The organism is Desulfuromonas sp. (assembly GCA_002869615.1).
Classification (GTDB): domain Bacteria; phylum Desulfobacterota; class Desulfuromonadia; order Desulfuromonadales; family UBA2294; genus BM707.
In genome coordinates, this window is the sequence record PKUH01000110.1 from 101,374 (window position 1) to 120,422 (window position 19,049).

Consider the following 19,049-nt stretch of genomic DNA (forward strand, 5'->3'; position numbering starts at 1 on the left):
GTACTTTCCCTATCTCCATTCCTGATCTTTCTGCCCTATTAAAGACTCATAAAAACCACATTCCTTGTCGTCTCCGACCGTCTTCTTTGATATCGGAAAACCTCATACTTCACGAAAACCTCTCAAGCAATTTTCTCATACTAAAGTATGAGATTTTCTAATCCGGCCGCACCGCTTCTCATGGTTTCAGCTGACGCTGCCCCCGAATAAAATCATCCGAAATTCATCCGATCCGGTAATTGTTTTATTACTGATCCAGGCTAAAACTTATCCATAAACCCTGATATCCGGCGATGAGTGAGCAATGAAAAATACTCCCAATCGACGCTTGACCGAACGTTTCGACCTGATGGTCCCCGTTGTCATTACGCAAGTTGCCAGAGAGGAGACCTTCTATTCTCAATTGTGCATGACAAAAGACATCTCCAGCCAGGGGGCCTATATCGGATTAACAAACCCGGTACCCGACGATGACGAAGTCTATGTCCAGCTATTGTATCCACTTAAAAAGGATGGGGGGGTCCTCGAGTACGTGAAGATGACAGCAACCGGAACCATCGTCCGCCGCGAGGCTTGTGGCCTGGCCATTATCTTCGACGAAGAATCGACGTTGAAACCTTTTTACATATAAGCATGAGCCGGAAAATTCGAGAATCTGAAAAGCCATCCCCTTCGTGAGAAGGGTGCGGAAAGCCGAGGATCTTCCAGGTGCGCCCCTGAAAGACGGCCGGGTTGCCGAAAGTTCTCTTTATTGAATAGGAAACTTTTCAGCAGCGGTTTGTAACTGTCTCTGAACGCGATTGAATGGTTCAGGGGGAAATTTCAAGGGAGGTCATCATGAAGAAGCTTGTGAAGAAGAGATTGGTCATCGTACTCGCCGTAACCGTTACGGCCATGCTATCGGCTGGCAGCGTCATGGCCGACGATGGCAAATTGGTCAGAAAAAGCCTGTCCCACGAGGGCAACCCCATTACCTATGATGGGTATGAGCTCGAAAACGAGCATGCATTTATCCACCTGATGAGATTTTATGCGCCGACGCAGGCTGCCAACGGGACCGTGGCAGCCGTCGATTATACCAATGTCGATGGAATCATTGTCGACGCCAGAGAACTGGCCAAGCCGTTGATCGGTGTCTACATCAACGGTCCGGTAGAGGGTATCGACGGGGTCGGTTTCATCGGCCACGGAAAACGCGACGCCTATGGTGCGATCAGCCTCGACGACGGCGTGACCTGGAAAAATACCAACCTGTCAGAATCGGCCGACCAGTCATCGCAGACCCGTGAGGATGACGTGTACCGGCCCGATATCCCGCTCTTCGTCACCGATGAAGATGCGAGCGGCGCCTACCCCGGTGACGTGGTCAACATCTTCCACGCCGTTGCCGACAACAAGGTCCTCGTCGCCTGGCCGAGCCGTTTCTGCAGCAGCGGCCAACCGAATTACTCGCTCGACGCAGCCGATGAAGAGACCATGGCACGCCGTGCAGCCATCGCCACGTACCTCGGTATTGACCTGGAAACGGCTTCGCCCGACGACATGTATCTGGTTGACATGTACCGGGTTGCAGGTCAGCAGGGCTCGGTCGATTATGCCGAGGACAAGTGGGAGCAGAACCACGTGGTTGGCGAGGTGCCATTCAATTGCGTCTGGACAGCCCGCGGCGAGCTGGTTGACGGTGACGATCCCCGCACCGATGCTCTCGAAGGAAGCTTCATGCGCTGGTTCAAAGCCGAGCGGTTGACCTCCGGTCGGCGTGATGCCAACCGCATCGAAGTCAAGGCCGTCCCCGGAGCCGGCTTCGCACTCACCTGGCAGGAGGACCCCGATGGTCTGCGCCCGGGGCAGGGTGAAGGGCCCGGTGAGGGCTGGAGCGGTGCTATCGGCAACAGCGGAACCGACATCTGGTACTCCTACATCGACTGGGAATACTTCGACGTCGTGCAAAATCCTGAGGATGAGACCGGTGCAACCTCGATGACCTTCACGGAATACACCGAGCTGGCGAATGACACCGAGAACGTGACCCAGAAGCCCAAGCCTTTCGTGCCGATGTCGATGCCGATGCCGATCACCGACAACGCCAAGTGCAACCCCGAAAATCCGGCGCCGTACTGCTACGGCAGCGCCCTCAACGGCGTCGTTCCGGTTCCGACTGATTCGTCGGGCACAGAACTCGACCCGCTCGCCTACGGCCTGAAGGACATGTGCGCTGACCTCGTCGAAATTCCGACAGGTCCACTGGGCGAACTCAAATCAATCTGCGTGACCGAGGACGGCATCCCGCTCGTCGGCAACTCCGCCTCGACGCGAGCCCGGCTCAACCTGTTCGGCTACACTTCGGCCTGGGCCGATGCCAATACCATCTCCTCCGGCATCGACAGCTCGTTCATTGATAACGCCTTTGTGATCGTTCAGGTCGAAGAGGACAAGGGGCTCGGACGGGCTTCGTACCTCAGCGACCCGGAGACCGGGTTGCCGACCGAGGCGGTCTGCCCGCCGGATGCCGACGAGAAAGAATGCGTGGCCTGGGACATCGGCAAGAACCAGCGCTATCATTCGTTCAGCATGTCTCTGACCGATGCATTGGCCGGCGACGAGCAGGACGGGCTGGTTGCCAACCTCACCTTCCCGGGACACCTGCTCAACCAGCCCGAGGTCGGCTGGTCGACCGGTATATTTATCCCGACATTGAACACCTCGGAAATCTGGGACTTCGGTGATTATAACTTTGATATTTACAATACCGAGATCGCCCGCCGCGGCAGTCTCCTGGCCCAGGATATCTACAAGGTGCACAAGGATACCTCCCGGGCAAAGAGCGGCCTGGTCGCGCTCCCCACCTGGAAGCAGGGCCAGATGAACCAAGGGGGGCCGGCGGACGTGATGGCGCGACGCATCGTCATGAAGGACAACTGGAAGTTATCGCGAGACGGAAACCCTTATGCTTTCCGCAATATGGACTGCAAGAACTGGTCGAAAGAGGCAGCTGACAACCCATTCTATCCGGGGGGTGTCTGTCTCGACCCGGCGATCAACCTGTCGGGCACCATTCCCGACACCGGGATCAATTCCGCAACCGGCGATGCCGTGACGACACTCTACGCCAACGACGACTGCACCAGCAGTATTAACCCGATTCTCCGGGGAATCGTGCAGGGCGAAGGGGACCAGACCAAGGTGCTGACGTGGCATCAGTGTCCCTCCAACTACGCGGTTGTGGCTTCTAGCGATGGCACCACGGCGACCGAGTGCACAGCGAAGGACAGCACCCTCGACGACCAGTCATGGTACAACCCGTTCGATGTTGCCAAGGGGCACCGTGGCTTCCTTGATGGTGATTTTGTCATGCTGCTCTACGCCTGGTCGCCCAACTGGCGTCTCAACACCGTCGGCCACGACCGCTACGAGCTCTATATTCGCCGCTCGTTCGACGGCGCTGACACCTGGACGACGCTACCCGGTAATTTCAAGCATTGGGACGGTTCAACCTGGGCCGGCAACGGCACGGTCGTCTGCGAGACCTATCGCACCGCCGACCAGCAGCAGCAAGGCGACTCGACAGAGCCGCGAGTCTGTTATGAATACGGCGCCGGCGCATTCGAACAGGCCCGAAACGTCACCCAACACCAGTCCATGCGGATCACGACCCTCGACCCACGCTACGCTCCGACCCCATCGAGCATCAAGTCGGAGCTGTTCCAGTTGGGCTATGGCGTTCCGGGCTACACCTCGGGCGGCGACAGCGAGGATCTGCGCGATCCGTCACGGTACTTCGTTGTTTTCGAGACCGGCGACAACACCACCACGGAGTTCGGTGAAGCGGAGCCGCTCGATCTTTTCTACAGCCGAGCTGTCAACTTCGGCGACGACTATCAGGTTTGGGCCGAGGACGATCTCAACGTCTGCTACCCGTCCGACCCGCACGGCGATGACAAGGTCGCCGAAGAACTGGTCGGCTCCGGGTTCTGCAACGAATTCGACAAGATGGAGCAGGGCATGCCGGGGCTTGAGGCGAGTGAGGCGAGCCTGACGACCAACCCGGGCGGCGAGTTCCTTTACGGCGTCTGGTCTCAGCTGGAGCATGAAACGGGTGAGTCCGAGGCCATGGCCCGCCGGGCATGGTGGATCGACGACTTTATCTCCGAAACAAATGCCTGGTTTTTCGGTCAAGGACCGAACCCGTAGCAGCATCGATAACGACCACTGTACGACGGCAGCCCATCAAATCCGATGGGCTGCCGCTTATCAATTTATCATTGAACCAGGTCTCGTATCGACTACCGTCTTGCCTGGGAAGTGCTGATAAAAGTCTTATTGCATGTACTTGGCGGCCCAGAGTGCGGCCTGGAGGCGATTGTCAACCTTGAGCTTTCTGATGATTTTGTAAATATGCGATTTCACCGTGTGGTTGCTGATAAACAGCTGGCCCGCAATTTCATTGTTGGAGAGACCGGTGCTGAGGAGATGGAGGACTTCCCGTTCCCGCGTTGTCAACAGTATGGCGGGGTGCTCATCCAACGCAACCCTTCGCGGTTTCTGCGAAGCATACTGCAGAAGAGTTGCCCGCGAGATCCAAAGCTCCCCGTTTTTAAGAGCGCAAATCCCTTTGAGAATCAACTCCGCTGAGTCATTTTCGAAGAAAAACCCACGGACCCCGATATCAATGAGCTCGGTGAAACCGGTCTCTTCACTTGATAAATTGAGAAGGGCGACGATATCGCTTGTGAGCAATCCAGAGGCGTCCATTTTGAGAAAAGACACGATCTCGGCGTTCGAAAGTCCAAGACAGTCAATAAAAATCAGGCGCCAGTCATCCTGCTGATCGGCTGCCTTGGTTTTTATTTCATCTATTCGCTCGACGACCCCCAATTTCGCCGGGGTATTGGAACAGATGTAATTGGCAAGCACTTCAGTGCTAAATCGCCGGGACCCGACAACCAGGATAGGCCGGTCAATATAAATGCACTGATCACAATCGTGTCTACGGTTGGAGCCCATCAGGTTCCCCCAAATAAACCAAATCCAAGTACACTTATTTTCCGGGATAAAGGCACATTGCCTAAAATTATACCCTTAAAAAAGTATAATACAAACCCCATCAATGCTCGGCTTTAACCTCGCGTCGCAAGGCAAAGGTCAAAGAGCAGATTCCAGCATACCCATTATCCCCTGCATCACCTCCCCGCAACCGTCCCGGAAGATCAGTTCAGCCAGATGATCGTATGGCGTCTCGGTCCGGTTGATGAATATAAGCCTGGCTCCAACCTCGGCGGCAGCGGCCGGAAGCAGGGCCGCCGGCTGGACCTCGAGTGATGACCCGAGCATAAACATGAGATCACATTTTTGCGCCACCGTGAAAGCGCGATTCATCTCTTTTTGCGGCATTGACTGACCAAACGAGACCGTGTCCGGCTTGATCGCACCATCGCAGCGGTCACATGCCGGGTCGAGATCATCCGTTTCGAGCCGTATCTGGATATCTTCGATCGGCCAGGTTTTTCCACAATTGAGGCAGCTCGCCGTCAGATTGGTGCCGTGCAACTCGATGACATCATGATTCCCGGCGGCCTGGTGCAGACCATCGATATTCTGCGTGAGCACTGTCTTGAGCTTGCATATATCCTGGAGCTCGGCAATCGCCCTGTGAGCATCATTCGGCTGTGCCGCCAGAAGTGTGGGGATCAGTTCGCGCCGCATCTGCCAATACTCGACCCGGGCCTCGTGGCTGGCCACGAACTCCGGATAGGTGACAATCCGGTAGCGCTCCCAAAGCCCGCCGGCTGAACGGAAATCGGCGAGCCCCGATTCGGTTGAAATCCCGGCCCCGGTAAAAACCGTGACAACACCGGCCTGTTCTACCAGCTCGGCCGCCTGTCTCAACATTTCATCCATATTGCCTCCTTGCCGGAGCAGCGGCAATCGGCGATAATGCCATTTCCGGACTGAACCTTGATTATATCAGAAGGAGAGTTTATGAACCGATCGATTCTGAACCATCCCCTGATCAGCGAACGCTATTTTTTCCCGCGCCGCGAAACATTTGCCGAGCCGTACTGGATTGATGCCGGGGAGGCCCGGCTCGCCTGTCATTATCACGAAGTCGACCCGGAGGCACTAACGGTTGTTCATTTTCATGGCAACGGAGAAGTTGTTGCCGATTATGTCGATTTCCTGCCGCATCTATTCGCCCGTCTCGGCTGCAACTCCCTGCTCGCTGAATTCCGCGGCTACGGCATGTCTTCGGGGCGGGCCGAACTCGGAGGCATTCTTGACGATGTCGATGCCATTATCGAACAGACTCCGTCGCCGGTTGAACGGATTGTTGTTTTCGGTCGGTCGGTCGGATCGATCCCGGCGCTGCATGCTGCCGCCCAATTCCCGAACCTTGCCGGAACGATTATCGAAAGCGGCATTGCTGATGTTCTCGAGCGTCTGCTTTTACGGGTCCATCCGATGGAACTCGGCGTCAGCCGGGCCGACATCAAAAATGCGGTGGCCGACCGGCTCGATCAGACCCAAAAGATTGCCGGCTACGCCGGGCCGTTATTGATTATGCATACGGCGAGAGACGGCCTGGTCGATGTTGAGCATGCCGAATCCCTCTACGAAGCGGCTGGCAGCCGGAACAAGAAAATACACATTTTCCAAAACGGTGATCACAACAGTATCATGATGGTTAACAGCGAAGAGTACTTCGGTCTGGTCGGAGATTTTTTACAGAAGATTGATGCGCGGGGCACACCATCGAGGGAGTGATTACGACCCGTGACCCTTTCCCGGTCGCGATTTCATGCCCTTTGTATGCCGGCATCCTGGTGAACATGGCGGCTGAGGCTCTGCATGGATATGAATAAGGGAACGATCATGCACGAGACCAGGGCAGCGGAGTTTAAGTGACAAGACATCCCTTTGTTGCGCAACAGGATGACATCCGCTCGTCAGGTCCATCGGGAGCAGCCTGGCAGTGGTTCACTCCATCCCGAAATCGAAATTGAATGGCGAGGTTGACGGAATTGATCGATCAGCGGTAAAAGCATTGAGAATGGTTTTACCTTCGGAGCTGAATACTCCGCGATGCGAATAATCGAGAGTGAAGTTCCGGAGATTCGCGGAACGGATCTGGTGAAGATAACCGAGCAGGGAAAAATCGGTTTCGGCGGCGATCGTCGAGATTCCCTTCTGCCGCCGGACCAGGTAATGCTCATCGCGACTCGAGACCAGCGGGCTATCGGTCCGGACCCGCGGCATCGGCACCCGGGTCGTCATCAACGGCACTTGAGAGTAGGCGATAACGTTGTAATCAACGCCGCTATCACGACTCAGGAGATCGAGCATGTTTTCCCGATCATCTTCGAGATAGAGAGTCGCCTCACCAACACCGAGCTCCTTCCAGGCAAGAACCGCCTGGGAATTCAGGCTGAACAGGCGGAAGCCGCTGAGCAGCTTTGCCGCACCAAGGCCGTTAAAGAGCTGAAAGTGGGCAAGGTTGTTCAAACGGAAGGATTCCCAGCCGGCTGCGACCAGAGCTTTGACGGTTTGTTCGAATGCCGCCCAGTCGCGGTCAAAAATAATGAACGGGAGATCCCAGACCAACTTTTCCCGGTTCTTCTTCAGGCGTTGGGGCAATTTGCCGAGGCGGTGCTCGATTCCCGGTTCAAGCGGCACCAGAATCCGGTCGACCTCCGGGCTGTCCACCAGTCGCGCCTCCTGCAAAGAACGGATGGCGACCATCAACAGGGAATCACCACCGGCCCGGCCAGTATTCTTTGGCAACAACGACGACATGGCCTGTTGCCTGTTCCGACCACGGCCCTGTTCCTGCTCGGCTGCCAGCTTTTTATTCAGATGCTGATAGAAATCGCGCCGGATTTCCTTCATTCGGCTCGGCGGAATCACCACCGGCGGCATCTTGTCAGCCGATATCCCGGCCAGTTCAATCGACTCCTGTCCCCCTTTGCCGAATACATTCTGCAGAATTTCCAGGTCAAGCGGTCGCTCCCTGGCCGGAAACGTTTCAACCGGGTAGCGCTGCCGTACCGTCAGGCTTCCGGTCTGCGCCGTCAGTTCCAGGGTGCTGTTGTCCGGCATGCCGACATGCAGATCGACCCGGCTTGCTTTTTTTTCCGCTGCTGCAAGCAGGCGGCGGCAAGCGGCATCACTCATATTGAACGCGGAGGTTGAGGAGACCTTGAACACGGCGTCCCCTTTATTGAACTTTTCATGGAAGGGAGCGACGACATTGACAAAATCGCCAGACCCGACTTGGCCAGTTTTCCTGGCGCCCCGATAAAGCTCCTTAAGGGTGAAGGCTTTTCCGGCCTGATCATTCTGTGGCTGGATACGGACCCGGTCACCAACATGCAGGTCGTTGCCGGTCCGGAAGCCGATCTGTTTGCCCCGTACCTGTTCAACCTTGCCGAGGAATCGACCGGTTGCGCCATGCACGCTCGGCACGGCAATGTCGGCCGGGACATCCCCCTGCAGAAAACCCCGGGTCGGCGGCCGGCCAAAGGAATCCTTGAGCTGTTCCTTCACTTCCCTGAGGACGATCTCTTTCTCGGCCGGAGCAACATCGATCAGAGACCGGTAGGCCGATACGACATTGGCGACGTATTCAGCCGATTTCATCCGCCCCTCGATCTTGAAACTCCCGACGCCGGCTGCGACCAGATCGTCGAGCAGGTCGATCGCGGAGAGATCGTTGGTCGAAAAATAATAACCCTGATCACGGCGATGGCGGTAGCGCCGTCGACACGGTTGGGCGCACCGCCCCCGATTGCCGCTTTTGCCGCCGAGAAATGATGAGAAGTAGCACTGACCGGAGAATGAGAAGCAAAGAGCGCCGTGAACAAAGTGCTCAAGCTCCATTTCAGTGCTGTCGCGAATCTCCGAAATTTCTTCGAGAGTCAGCTCGCGGGCCAGAACCGCCCGTTTAAAACCGAGCCGCTCCAGCATCCTGACCCCGGCCGTGTTGTGAATGGTCATCTGGGTCGATGAATGCAGATTCAACCCGGGGAAATGGTCGCGGGCCAGTTTCCATACCGCCATATCCTGCAGGATAACCGCATCGACTCCGATCTCCTCAAGCCCCGCCAGGGTCTCGATCAACTGCGGCAACTCCTTCTCCTTGACCAGGGTATTCAGGGTCACGTAGATTTTCCGGCGGCGGGCATGAGCGTAGGCAAGCATCTGCTCAAGATCCCTGAGCGAAAAGTTCTTCGCCTTGGCCCGGGCACTCATCTCCCTGAGCCCGGCGTAGACCGCATCGGCACCACTCTCCATGGCCGCGAAAAAGGCCTCGAGCGATCCAGCGGGAGCGAGCAGTTCGGGTTTGTTGGGATTTCTGGTCATAATAGATTCTTGCCACGAAGACACGAAGGCACCAAGGAAAACAAATGCATTGAATTCTTTCTAACGGTGAGCCGCGGAGGTCGAGAGAAAACGATGGTTCTTGGCTTTCTCTGCTTCTCTCCACCTCTCCGTTAAAATCGGTTTAGACTTTCTTCGAGCCTTCGTGACCCAAATTGATTTTTTTAAAAACGAAGCCGGGCATGATTACCCGGCCGGTTATATTTGAAGCTAGCATGTGCCAATTGCCAATGGCAAGGGGATTCAGCCCAGCAGTCCGCGATCACAGAAGCTGACATAACTGCCGTTGCCGATAATGATATGATCGAGGACCCGGACACCCATCAGCTTGCCCGCCTCGGCCAGGCGATCAGTCAGGTCGATATCCTCCCGGCTCGGAGCCGGGTCGCCGGAAGGGTGATTATGGACAAACAGGACCGCCGCAGCCGACTCACGAATCACCGGGGCAAACACCTCGCGGGGATGGACGATGCTGGCGTTCAGGCTCCCTTCTGACACCTGGACTTCCCGGATCAGCCGGTTCTTGCTGTCGAGAAGCAGGGAGAGAAATACTTCCTTTTTCCGGTCACGCAGTTTTTCGTGATAATGATCGAAGATTTCGCTTGATGATGTAAACCGGTCGCCGGGACGGATCTGCTGGCAGGCAAAACGCCTGCCAATTTCGAACAGCGCCTGGAGCTCGGCGGCCTTGGCCGGGCCGATGCCATTCTGGCGACAGAGTTCGCTGGTTGTCGCCGCAGCCAGAGCCCGTAAAGACCCGAAAGAGGCAAGCAACCGGCGCGCCTGATCAACGGCACTGGTGCGGTCGGCAGCGCTGCCGGTCCGGATAATCAAAGCAAGCAGTTCAGCGTCGGTCAGGACGGCCGCTCCAGACTGCAACAATTTCTCACGAGGCCGCTCTTCTGTCGGCCAATCCTTGATTTTATGCATTCCCCCTCCGGCACAAAAAAGAGCCCGGCACTCCGCCGGTCTCCGTAAATCTTTTTACTGGTTCATCCTATTTGGTTGGCGACCCCCAGAAGGTACCAAGAACCTTTTGTTCCCGATCAGACAGGGTCGCACCCATCTGCATCATCTTGGTCAGAATCTGGCTCATATCCTCCCCTTGCCGAATAGCATTTTCGATCCGCTCCTGCGAGTGGCAGAGGGTACAGCGCCGCTTGATAATCTCCTGATATTCGGCCGGATCATTGGGATCGGCAGCAAAGACCGGCGACATGACAAATAAAACTCCGGCAATCAATATAACGACAGCTCTCATCTTGATAATTACTCCCTTACGTAGGTATCCATATCTGTTTCATGTACCATGCCCATCATGTGGGCATATTCCGACTCGATAATAGCATAATGGTGGCGGGTTTCGAGCGCCATTTTTTCAAAGACCGCCCGGACCCCGGGGTCGACGATCTTGCCGGCAGTCATTTCGAGGTGCTGGGCCAGGTCCTCCTCTTCCTGCAGGGCAAACTCCATCGCCCGGCGCTCATGCACATCCTTGTCGAGGGCTTTTTCGAGATTGTGCAGAATCGTCGTGTCAAAAGAAGGTTCCGTCGCCATTAATTCAGCAAAAGAACCGAGGTCCTTGCCGTCATAGATATTGAAAAAATTACTGGCGTGCTCCCGCTCTTCGCGGGCCAGGGTTTCAAAGATTTTTTTTGCCCGTTCATTTTCGGTGATTTCAGCGGCCCGAATATAAAAATCCATGACATTTTTTTCGGTCTGGATCGCCATCTTGATTGCTTCCTGCATGTTGAATTCCTGTGGCATAGGCATCCTCCCCTGACAAAAGAGTGTAAAGTCTCGGTTTAAGGGGCCAACATTTCGCATCAATTATGAACGAATAGTGGAACTTTGCAACATCCAGCCGACCAGTTTTAGGCAATCAGGGCTGGCTCCTTGATCGCGCCCCTGAACAGTTTGTAAATTGCTGAAAAATCCTCAGATGCGAAACCTTCCTCGAAGGTCCGGCCATACAGTTCCTTGATCAATGCCGAAATCAAAAGCGATTTTTTCTCCTCCGAGGCAAGGTCCATCAAACATGCCAGGTCCTTATACAGCAGGGCTGACGAAAAATGGGTTGTAAAATCGTTTTCGAGCAACTTCTTTTTCTTGGCGGTCAATATCCTCGAACTGCCGCCGCCGACCGACAGGATTTCCAGAGCATCAACGACGTCGATACCGGCCTTTTCTGCCATCGCCAGCGCTTCGGCGTTGGCGGCCATGATGCTGCCAAGCGCCATATTATTGATCACTTTCATCTTCGATGCAGTCCCCGGCTCTTCGAGAAAAAACAGATTCTCACCGAGGTTCTCAAGGAGGGGTCTGACCTGCTGGTAGGTTTTCTCGTTGCCGCTGGCGAGGATGGTCAGCATCCCCTTTTGCGCTGGAACGACGCTGCCGATAACCGGAGCCTCAAGATAGCTTGTCCCTTTCTGGCGGCAGAGGTCATGAAACGAGACAACTTCACGGTAGTGGTTGGTCGTGACATCGATGATCACTTTTCCGGCCATGTCGACGGAAAGAACCCCTTTCTCGTCGAGGAGAATCGAGCGTACGGCGTCACTGTCGAACAGACAGAGAAAAATGATATCGCAGTCTTCTGCCAGCGCTGCCGGACTGATCGCGACGCTCGCGGTGAGCCCTTCGGTGCGGTCGGCTGACCGGTTCCAGACAATGAGTTCATGACCACATTCGGTCAGCCTTTCTGCCATCGCCCGGCCGAGATGGCCAAGACCGATGAATCCGATTTTCATTTTTTTCTCCTTCCTGTGCTTCTGTGCGGTTCGCAAAAACTACATGCGTGCCTGGCTTAGCAAGTAGAGGTCTATTGCCAGCGATTCAAAAAGCATTAACAGGGCAACGAAAGGGAGCGCCATTGCTCTGTTTAGCCCCGGTTTTCTGGTTTTCCTGAACGAGCGAACCGTTTCGCTGACCAACCAGATAAAATTGCCGATCGGAACAACCACAAACAGCCCGACCAGCAGTCCCAACCCATGATCAGTCTGGTTGAACCCTCCGAGCAGATCCCGACGACCAAGCTCATAATAGAGCAATGGGAGCTGGGTCAGCATGATTGCCATGGCCCGTAAGAGGTTCATTTCACGACCCCAGAATAAGCAGGGTGACCAACGGGGTCGCGCTGAAGAAAATAAAAAAGATCTTGTAGGCCCCGAGGAAGCAGTAAAAGACGATGTCGAAACGCTCGCGGGACATCGGAAAGAACCGCGTCTGGATCAAATAAACCTGATCGGAAGCAATCATCCAGGTCAGAATCCAGAAAATCAGCAAACCACCGTTAATGACAGTACACCACATAAAAAAATCTGTAAGCATCTCGATAGTCATTGCTTTTACCCTTTCCGCCGACCCTGATCACGACCCTTTCATAAGTTATCTGATTTCAGATAGTTAGTATAGCAGATCGTATGACAGGCGCGATTTGCCGCCGGCAAAAATAGCGAAAGCACCGCTAACCGATTGGTTCACCGACAAAAAAGAGACAGTTCGACCTTTCTTTTGATCACGGTATGCTATAATTTTTTCAAACCCCGAATGCAGCGGAGAGATGGATGGCACTTTTTTACGACCCGCACGATTTACAGGACCAAAAGCGTATCGAATCACTCCTGAACAAAAACGGGATTCCCTACTCGTTGCACCCCGAACCGGTCACCGGCAAGGGCCCGATGCAGATTTTTGTTCCTGAGAAGAATCTCGCAAAAGCGGAGGATTTGATTCTGCACCGCCAAAGACACTGATCCGGCAGTCCGTTTTCTCCAATTTGAAGGATCAAGACTCTTGCCGTACACCACCAGTTGTTGTATTCTTCCGACAGATTGAGCTCTAAATATTGTCGAGCCTCACGCTGCCGTACGGAAACGCCTTATGTCGTCAATACTCACCGAAACAGAGCTCATGGCTGCCTGCCGAACCCTTTTTGGCGATGAACTGATGCTCTCCCGCGATTTTCTCCGCTATCTGCAACCGACCGGAGTCAAGGCTGCCTACCGGCTCAAGGCGAAAGAAGCCCATCCTGATCGCTTCGCCGACTCTTCACCGCACGTCAAACAACAGCAGACTGTATTTTTCCAGGAAATTAACAAGGCGTATGATCTCCTCCGCTCATTTTTCCAGGAACGGGAGCGGGGCGCCTGGGAAGCGCCGCCGGGGAGTCATCACAAGGCAAAAGCACGAGCACACCGGCACGCTGATACGGCCCGCAAAAGTTCCTGCCGCATTCCGGAACGAACCCTTGAATTCGGCCATTATCTTTATCATCGCGGCCTGATTTCCTATCCGCAGCTGATCCACGCCCTGGTCTGGCAACGCCAACAACGACCGGTCCTCGGAGAGCTGGCCGTTCATCTTGGCTGGTTGAGAAAAGAGGATGCCCTGACAATTATTAAACAACGGGGGCCCTATGCCCGTTTTGGCGAACGGGCCATCCGCCTCGGGATGCTCTCTCCCGGACAGGTCAAGGCGCTGATCATTCATCAGCGGTCTCTGCACAAGCGGCTCGGTCAATATTTTGTCGAGAAAGGTCTGCTTTCGGCTGGCGAGATTGAACACCTCGCCCAGAAATTGACAGAGCACAATGCCCGGGTCAGCAGCCGCCAGCGCCACCGCCACAAACAAGCCCTCTGATCAGAGAACCGCGTACACTTCGGAAAAAGCCTCGATAACCACTTTCTGCAGATGCTTCCATGTTTGGCGCTCGGCGAACGGAAATTTCTGGTTCACTTCAATCTGTAACCAGATATAGTTCTGTCCGGAAAATTCCTGCCGCAAGGAACGCACGATCCCGTCATTAACACCACGATATGGATAATTACGCCGCACCCGGACCGCCGGATCAATGTCAGTAATCTGCTCTTGCCAGCGCCGACAGAACGAGCGCTCGGTTTTGTGGGAGGGATCATACATCAATCCGACATCGCAGTTGCGCACCTGTCCGTTCAGCACCGGAGTAAAGGAATGGATCGCCAGATGCAACACCGAATCGGCTGTGCTCAACAGACTTTCGATCCTCTTTCTGACCAGGTACTGGTATGGCCAGTAACAGACATCGATAATCTTCTTCTGCTCCTCTTTCGGCAGACCTCTCGTAAACTCCGAAAAAAGGGCCCGGCGGTTGTTCCGTGAGCGGTTCTGATCAATCAGTAAGCGGGTAATTTTGGCTTGTTCACACGGCGCGTGGAAGTGGGTCGAAAAACGGACGGCCAGCTCCCCGGCACCGGGGTCATAACCGCGATGACTCGCAAGGACCGAGTCATATCCGGTAAAAAGGTGGGCAAATTCATCCGGAACCTTATTATCGCCATGTTCAACTGTAAAAAACAGGGTGGGCCGCACTTAACTACCTCAATATTCCGGCGAGGGGAAGGTCAGTACGCAGAATTGGCGAGGTTATTTTCATTCCACGACAACGAATTCCCCGTCTTTGACTACAGTCAGGAAGAGGTCACGTTCAATATCACCATAAGGGTCAAATCGCAAAACGGTTTGCAGGGCGTCAAATTCTTTCGTTTGCAACAGAACCTTTTTCAACTCCGGTCCGGTCCTGGCACCCCTTTTCAGTCCGGCAATAACAACCTGCATTGTATCAAAGCCGTGAATGACCGGAAATGACGGCTCCTGGCCGAAGTAAGCTCTGTACTCATCCTTGAATTCGAGATACTTCTTTTTCTTCGACGCCTCGTTAAACACGTGAAAAAGGGTGATCCCCTCAACCGAGCGCCCGCCGGAAGTCAATAAATCCCTGGTCATTGACCACTCACTGGTAAAAAGAGGTATCTGCACCCCCTTTTTAGCCAGCTGCTGGGAAAAGATCGCCGTATCAAGGGGGTTTGCGAGAACAAGAATTCCTTCGGGCTGACTCTTTAAAATCTTTCCCGCCAACGCACCGAACAGATGATCATCTCCCGAAACAAAACTGACAGCAGAAACAACTTCACCATCTTTTTCTTCGAGATATCGGCTGAAGCATCTCTGCCAATCTTCGGTATAGGCACTATTCCCGACATCAAGTAAAATCCCTATTTTTTTCAAGTGCCTCTGGTCAACAATGTAATTGACCAGCTTGCGAACAACGGTGACGCACTGTGGGCGTAACCGGAGAAAATTATCATCCTGTCTGCTCAGGCTGGTTGTTGAAGCAGTCGGGCTGATCAGAAGTGTTTTGCTCCGGTTGACAATCGGAACCATCTCTACCGCCATGGTGCTGGTCAGGGGGCCGATTATGACCGGCACCCCTTCCGAGATAAGACTGCGAACTGCAGCACGGGCAACGTCCCGATCCTGCTTGTCATCATAGATAATCAGTTCAAGCTTGCGGCCATCAATACCGCCGGCCTCGTTGACCTGCTTGATCGCGAGGAGAGCCCCATCACGCGCCGGGATACTGACCGGGGCCATCCGGCCGGTCATTCCGGCGACAAAACCGATCCGGATCGGATCCGGATCCGCTTTTTTACACCCGTTGAGAAAAAGCGTAAAAGTCGCCAAAAGGCAGGAGAGTACGATTAGTCCCCGAGCCAAAATCACGGCTAGCCTCCATCTTTCGCGCTGAGGTGCATGCGCGCCGAGTCGAGGACAAATTGCTGCAGCTGCAGTCGCCAGTCCCGATCGAGATCGACAAATTCAAGACCGATTCCGGGCGGCAGGTCAGGCCGTTTCATCTTTTCGGCCCGGTTAAGCCAGGCAACCCTTGCCGTGCAGCGGACCGGCTCCCCGGCGCGCGGCAAAAGAAATTCGATTTGAAAACGACTATCGAGCTCAACCGTCTTTTCCGTTGCCAGGAATATTCCGCCAGTCCCGAGGTTATGGGCATAGTCATGCCACTCGAGCTCATCATCGGGGCCGTACTTGACGAGAATGTTTCGATCGATGCGCGGAGCCGCCCGGTTGGCAAGAGCAACATACTGCCGGGCCGCGGCGAGAATCTCGCGCCGGCCAAGCGGCCGGGTCAACAGGCCATCGCAACCGGACTCCCATAACGCATCGAGCTCATTGCCCGCTCTGTCGGTCAGGATAATCACCGGGGTTGTGAACAGCTCAGGATCGTTTTTGATTTTGCGACAGCATTCAATGCCATCCATCCCGGGCATTTCAGCATCCATTATAACCAGGTGCGGTTTTATCGCTTTGGCCATGCGTAGCGCCTCCTGACCATCACGGGCCGTTGAAACCTGGAATTCGCTCCGGTCGAAGTAGCTCTTGGCGATGCCGCGCATCAGCTGTACATCATCAACCAGTAACAGCCGGTATTGAGTTGCCATGAAATGATTCCTTAAGCAGAGTTTGGGCGCAAACAACCGAGGTAAAATATTAACACAAACAAACCTTTAGGTTTAGACCAAAGTTCAGGTAGCTGTCATGAAAACTTGACTTTCATCGTTTCTCATGTGTAATAAGTCAGTTATCGGCATTTTCGAGAACGCAAATCGCAAGATGGCGTTCATCTATCCTTTACATCGAACAAGATTAATGGAGGTTGTTATGTTTCGAGGCTTTCTTTCTGTATTGGTCCTGACTGTATTCCTGGTTACATCCCAGGCCTTCGCAGCCGAAACCATCAAGATCGGCTTCAACATTCCCCTGACCGGCGATATCCCTGAAGTCGGCGAAGGCTCGAAAAATGCTGCCGAGATGTACCTCGCAGACATTAACGGTGCCGGCGGACTGGAGGTCGGCGGTAAGAAGTACATGCTCGAGTTCGTCTACATGGACAACGAATCAAAAGCGGAATCTGCGGTCACTGCCGCACTCAAACTGATCGATCAAGCAGAAGTTGTTGCCATTATCGGCCCCAACTCTTCCAAGCAAGCTGTTCCGGGTGGGGGCACTGCCAACGAAAACCGGACACCAATGATCAGCCCCTGGTCGACCAACCCGAACACCACGTTGGACCGTCCATGGGTCTTCCGCGCGGCCTTCCTCGACCCCTTCCAGGGCCCGGTTGCAGCAAACTTCGCCGCAAAAAAATTTGGTGCTAAAACAGCTGCCGTTCTCTACGATGTCAACAATGACTATTCTGTCGGCCTGGCCGAGGTTTTTAAAAGCGCATGGGAAGCCAAAGGGCTCGGACCGGTTGTTGCTTATGAATCAAACGGAACCAAAGATCAGGATTTCTCTGCTCAGCTGACGACAATCATTGCGGCCAAGCCTGACTTCATTTTTGTTCCGGAAAACTATAACCAGGTTGCGTTGATTATCCCACAGGCCCGCGATCTCGGCTACAAGGGCCCCTTCATGGGTTCTGATGCCTGGGGCACTCCTGACCTGGTGAAACTCTGCGGTGAAGAGTGCAACGGCCAGTACTTCTCAACTCACTACGCGGCGGCCGGAGCAAAAGGTGCAACCAAGGTCTTTATCGATCGCTACATGGCCAAGTACGGCGCAGAGCCAGCCGATTACGCTGCTCTGACCTGGGATTCCATCGGTCTGTTGGTTGAAGGGATCAAGAACGCCGGCAAAGTTGACTCCAATCCGCGTAAAATGCGTAAGCTGATACGCGATGGCCTGGCTTCGATTAAATCATTTGACGGTATCACCGGTTCATCGAAGTTTGACGCACAGGGCGACCCGATAAAGTGTGCCGTTGTCGTCAAGATCTCCGACGAAGGAACCTTTGTCTTCGAAGAGTCTGTCTGCCCGAAATAACCACCGACTCAAAAACAGCGCGGGGGCCTTCTGGCCCCCGCTTTGATCCTCTTAACAAACTCGCAAACCCGGCGCGTTGTCCAAGGAAATACCCGAAGTGGATTTTATCTTTCAGAATATTTTGAACGCCCTGCAATGGGGAAGTTTCTACGCTCTGATAGCTCTCGGCTACACCCTGGTTTACGGGGTACTGCGCCTGATCAACTTCGCCCACGGCGACATTTTCATGGTTGGCGCTTATATTTCTTTTTTTGTTGCCGGCTTTCTGCTCGGCCCAATTGTCGGCCTCTCCCCGGTGCTGACATTCCTGATCACTATCCCCCTGACCATGATTTTGACCTCGCTGGTCGGAGTAACGCTGGAGCGGATCGCCTACCGGCCGCTACGGCGAAAAGGGGCGCACCGGCTTTATGTGGTCATCACTGCGCTGATGTGCGGGCTGATTCTGGAATACTCCAACCTGGCGGTGCTCGGTGCCAGCCGGTTAAAGTTTCCCGAACTGATTGAAAAGCAGATCTGGAATATCGGTGGTATCACCGTGACCAATCTGAAGGTGCTGGTCATCGCCGCTGCGATTGTTGTGTTCCTGTTCTTGCAATGGGTGGTCACCAGAACCAGGGTCGGCATGGCGATGCGTGCCATCTCTTACGACAAATTTGCCATTCCACTGATGGGAATCCCGATGGACAACATCATTGTGATCACCTTCATCCTCGGTTCAGGCTTTGCCGGCCTGGCCGGCCTGCTGTTCGCCATGAGCTACCCGGTCCTGGAGCCGTTCATGGGCATGCTGATCGGCTGGAAAGCGTTTATCGCCGCTGTCGTTGGCGGCATTGGTGACATCAAGGGTGCATTCGTCGGCGGTTTCCTGCTCGGTTTTATCGAAGTCGGCGTTGTCACTGTTTTCCCATCCTCCTATCGTGACCTGTTTGCCTTCACCATATTGCTGCTCATTCTCTGGATAAAACCTACGGGACTGTTCGGCATTCCGCAGTCGACCAAGATATAGTCGG

At 54.4% G+C, this 19,049-nt stretch carries 19 protein-coding genes and 1 riboswitch; of the genes, 7 read left to right on the top strand and 12 right to left on the bottom strand.

What is annotated here, in order from left to right; translation table 11 throughout:
• Positions 1 to 304 precede the first annotated feature (304 nt).
• Together C0623_13175 and C0623_13180 are read left to right on the top strand one after the other, a co-directional pair.
• The gene (locus tag C0623_13175; protein ID PLX98269.1) at positions 305 to 631 is read left to right on the top strand and encodes a hypothetical protein; all 327 of its coding nucleotides are present in this window, start codon (positions 305 to 307) and stop codon (positions 629 to 631) included.
• A 21-nt stretch (positions 632 to 652) separates the two neighbouring features.
• A riboswitch (cyclic di-GMP riboswitch) is annotated at positions 653 to 740 on the top strand.
• Positions 741 to 837: 97 nt separating this feature from the next.
• Positions 838 to 4,191, top strand: a complete 3,354-nt coding sequence (locus C0623_13180; protein PLX98270.1) for a hypothetical protein — start codon at positions 838 to 840, stop codon at positions 4,189 to 4,191.
• 126 nt (positions 4,192 to 4,317) lie between these two features.
• On the opposite strand, the gene C0623_13185 is transcribed toward C0623_13180, so the two are convergent.
• Positions 4,318 to 5,004: a hypothetical protein gene (locus tag C0623_13185; GenBank protein PLX98271.1), complete on the bottom strand. Its 687-nt coding sequence runs from the start codon at positions 5,002 to 5,004 to the stop codon at positions 4,318 to 4,320.
• A gap of 138 nt (positions 5,005 to 5,142) precedes the next feature.
• Complete coding sequence (locus tag C0623_13190) at positions 5,143 to 5,898, bottom strand: sigma factor regulator FecR (GenBank protein ID PLX98272.1); 756 nt, start codon at positions 5,896 to 5,898, stop codon at positions 5,143 to 5,145.
• 81 nt (positions 5,899 to 5,979) lie between these two features.
• Between C0623_13190 and C0623_13195 the strand changes: the two genes are divergently transcribed.
• Positions 5,980 to 6,762, top strand: coding sequence for an alpha/beta hydrolase (locus C0623_13195; protein PLX98273.1), 783 nt, complete (start codon positions 5,980 to 5,982; stop codon positions 6,760 to 6,762).
• Between the two features lie 213 nt (positions 6,763 to 6,975).
• Here the strand turns inward: C0623_13195 and C0623_13200 are convergent, their stop codons facing one another.
• The 7 genes from C0623_13200 to C0623_13230 all read right to left on the bottom strand — a co-directional run bounded on the left by C0623_13200 (position 6,976) and on the right by C0623_13230 (position 12,720).
• Positions 6,976 to 9,357, bottom strand: a complete 2,382-nt coding sequence (locus C0623_13200; protein PLX98274.1) for a peptidase U32 — start codon at positions 9,355 to 9,357, stop codon at positions 6,976 to 6,978.
• 261 nt (positions 9,358 to 9,618) lie between these two features.
• Positions 9,619 to 10,305 (bottom strand): hypothetical protein, encoded by a 687-nt coding sequence (locus C0623_13205; protein PLX98275.1) that lies wholly within the window; start codon positions 10,303 to 10,305, stop codon positions 9,619 to 9,621.
• Positions 10,306 to 10,372: 67 nt separating this feature from the next.
• Positions 10,373 to 10,636, bottom strand: coding sequence for a hypothetical protein (locus C0623_13210; protein ID PLX98276.1), 264 nt, complete (start codon positions 10,634 to 10,636; stop codon positions 10,373 to 10,375).
• Positions 10,637 to 10,644: 8 nt separating this feature from the next.
• Entirely contained in the window at positions 10,645 to 11,142 is a 498-nt protein-coding gene (locus C0623_13215; GenBank protein PLX98277.1) for a ferritin, read from the bottom strand.
• Positions 11,143 to 11,249: 107 nt separating this feature from the next.
• The gene (locus tag C0623_13220; protein PLX98278.1) at positions 11,250 to 12,128 is read right to left on the bottom strand and encodes an NAD(P)-dependent oxidoreductase; all 879 of its coding nucleotides are present in this window, start codon (positions 12,126 to 12,128) and stop codon (positions 11,250 to 11,252) included.
• A gap of 39 nt (positions 12,129 to 12,167) precedes the next feature.
• On the bottom strand, positions 12,168 to 12,473 hold the full coding sequence (locus C0623_13225) for a hypothetical protein (protein ID PLX98279.1): 306 nt from the start codon (positions 12,471 to 12,473) through the stop codon (positions 12,168 to 12,170).
• A 1-nt stretch (position 12,474) separates the two neighbouring features.
• Entirely contained in the window at positions 12,475 to 12,720 is a 246-nt protein-coding gene (locus C0623_13230; protein PLX98280.1) for a hypothetical protein, read from the bottom strand.
• Positions 12,721 to 12,944: 224 nt separating this feature from the next.
• Between C0623_13230 and C0623_13235 the strand changes: the two genes are divergently transcribed.
• Positions 12,945 to 13,133 carry a hypothetical protein gene (locus tag C0623_13235; protein ID PLX98281.1) on the top strand — a complete coding sequence of 63 codons (189 nt, stop codon included), beginning with the start codon at positions 12,945 to 12,947 and terminating at the stop codon, positions 13,131 to 13,133.
• Between the two features lie 127 nt (positions 13,134 to 13,260).
• Positions 13,261 to 14,019 (top strand): J domain-containing protein, encoded by a 759-nt coding sequence (locus C0623_13240; protein PLX98282.1) that lies wholly within the window; start codon positions 13,261 to 13,263, stop codon positions 14,017 to 14,019.
• Here C0623_13240 and C0623_13245 read toward each other — a convergent pair whose 3' ends face one another.
• From C0623_13245 to C0623_13255, 3 genes are read right to left on the bottom strand one after another with little or no spacing between them, the layout of a single operon-like run.
• A complete protein-coding gene (locus C0623_13245) occupies positions 14,020 to 14,727 on the bottom strand; it encodes an N-formylglutamate amidohydrolase (protein ID PLX98283.1) in 708 nt (235 codons plus the stop codon).
• A 60-nt stretch (positions 14,728 to 14,787) separates the two neighbouring features.
• Positions 14,788 to 15,918 carry a hypothetical protein gene (locus C0623_13250; GenBank protein ID PLX98284.1) on the bottom strand — a complete coding sequence of 377 codons (1,131 nt, stop codon included), beginning with the start codon at positions 15,916 to 15,918 and terminating at the stop codon, positions 14,788 to 14,790.
• Positions 15,919 to 15,920: 2 nt separating this feature from the next.
• Positions 15,921 to 16,652 (bottom strand): hypothetical protein, encoded by a 732-nt coding sequence (locus tag C0623_13255; GenBank protein PLX98285.1) that lies wholly within the window; start codon positions 16,650 to 16,652, stop codon positions 15,921 to 15,923.
• Between the two features lie 208 nt (positions 16,653 to 16,860).
• On the opposite strand from C0623_13255, the gene C0623_13260 reads away from it, so the two are divergent.
• Both C0623_13260 and C0623_13265 read left to right on the top strand, forming a co-directional pair.
• Positions 16,861 to 18,036 carry a branched-chain amino acid ABC transporter substrate-binding protein gene (locus C0623_13260; GenBank protein PLX98286.1) on the top strand — a complete coding sequence of 392 codons (1,176 nt, stop codon included), beginning with the start codon at positions 16,861 to 16,863 and terminating at the stop codon, positions 18,034 to 18,036.
• A gap of 97 nt (positions 18,037 to 18,133) precedes the next feature.
• A complete protein-coding gene (locus C0623_13265) occupies positions 18,134 to 19,045 on the top strand; it encodes a branched-chain amino acid ABC transporter permease (GenBank protein PLX98287.1) in 912 nt (303 codons plus the stop codon).
• The last annotated feature ends 4 nt before the right edge of the window (positions 19,046 to 19,049 follow it).